The sequence below is a fragment of the Rheinheimera muenzenbergensis genome, from assembly GCF_036984005.1.
Lineage (GTDB): Bacteria > Pseudomonadota > Gammaproteobacteria > Enterobacterales > Alteromonadaceae > Alishewanella > Alishewanella muenzenbergensis.
Genome location: NZ_JALAAR010000045.1, coordinates 1 through 1,430 on the forward strand (window position 1 = coordinate 1; position 1,430 = coordinate 1,430).

2 protein-coding genes are annotated in these 1,430 nt (G+C 39.5%); both read right to left on the bottom strand.

What is annotated here, in order from left to right:
- Window positions 1–164: 164 nt before the first annotated feature.
- The gene (locus MN202_RS20470) at window positions 165–668 is read right to left on the bottom strand and encodes a GNAT family N-acetyltransferase (protein ID WP_335737985.1); all 504 of its coding nucleotides are present in this window, start codon (window positions 666–668) and stop codon (window positions 165–167) included.
- Between the two features lie 67 nt (window positions 669–735).
- Window positions 736–1,332 carry a hypothetical protein gene (locus tag MN202_RS20475; RefSeq protein WP_335737986.1) on the bottom strand — a complete coding sequence of 199 codons (597 nt, stop codon included), beginning with the start codon at window positions 1,330–1,332 and terminating at the stop codon, window positions 736–738.
- Between the last annotated feature and the right edge of the window lie 98 nt (window positions 1,333–1,430).

Genomic DNA, 1,430 nt, shown 5'->3' on the forward strand with positions numbered 1-1,430 from the left:
GCTTTAACAGCAAAAGAAGGTTCTTAACTGAACAGAAATAAGCTCAACCTGCTTGACGTGGGGAGTCATACCAACGCCCAAATAAGGGGCTGATTAACAGTTGGCTAAAATGTGAAGCGAAGCAAAACCGAGCCAACTGTTAGCAGTCCCGCTTAATTTTCTTGTTAGAGAGTATTTTCAACTGACATTGCCAGCTTTTCAATGCCATGTGATGGCGTCCAACGCTTAAATTCAACGAAGCCATGTTTCTTGTATAAATTGATTGCTGGAGTATTTACAACAGCAGTTTCAACAATTGCTTTTGAGAAATCAAATTCATGCAAAACATAGATTAACAGTTTATCTGCGATACCTCTTCTAAAGTAACAGGGGTCAACAGTTAAACTATTAATATCTAAGTTTTCACCGTTTATAACAATTTCTATAACTGCGGCAAGAGACTCGTTTTCACTGAAACCGTAGAATAGTGTTGTTGAATTTTCTATATCTCTAACGCTTCTCGATAACGGAGGAAAATCAAGAGTACCTATAAGTTGTGCTTCAATTTTATAAGAGTTTTGAAATGTTGTGAAAATTTGCTTTGCAACTTTTGCATTTGAATTATCAAGTTTATTTATCATGCTATGCCTAGACTCAAAACCCTTATTGCTCTCTAACGCCGCCAGCATGCGCGGCTTTGTAGTGAAGGCGAAGCCGCAGCGAAAAAGACGTCGCCGTGGCTGGCATTGTTATATTTTACCAACTTCGCACACCGGAAACGCTTAGAGGGCACTCACAAAGCTTTTCTCGGAACTTTTCTTCAATGTGTTCCTGATTAGGATAAAAACCATTGTTTTCAATGTCCATTTCAATTTTACGTGTTGTCTCGATAAATAATTGTAGTAACTCGTTGCTTGCTTCTCTAAACGGCTTAGAGTCGAGAGCTATCATATGATTAAAAATAGAGCGACTATCGGAGTCTGTTGGTAGTTTAACGACTATGGTTTCGCGCTGCGTTTTTCCGTGAGCCAGAAAATCTCTTAATTCAAAGCATTTTTTGGCAACTTGATATTCTTTGCTCCCCAGATAGCCCGGAAGATTAACAGCCTTAAACAGCCGTCTATGAGAGTCTTTTCTACACTCTTTCTGCTCATTCCAGTCTTTAAAGAATATTATCCCATAATGATTGAACATAGCCTCAAGAGAAAATGCTGTAAATGTAATACCTGTAATAGAATGATGCTCGATTTCCCACTCTTCTACGGAGCGTTTGGCAAGCTCTAGACTAGTTGTTGCAACCCTGAAACAGTCACGAGCTGATCTTGCTTCTAACTCCACATTTATCGAAAGCAATCACTGAACTCCAAGTAAAATATAACGCTTTAGCGTTTTATCCGGCACGTTGTTCAGTGACGGCTAAACGCCTGTTGAACGGCCCGGTTCGCTTATTT

Coding starts and splice junctions, on each gene's coding strand:
- MN202_RS20470 (WP_335737985.1), bottom strand. CDS start 668: ATGCTGGCGGCGTTAGAGAGCAATAAGGGTTTTGAGTCTAGGCATAGC.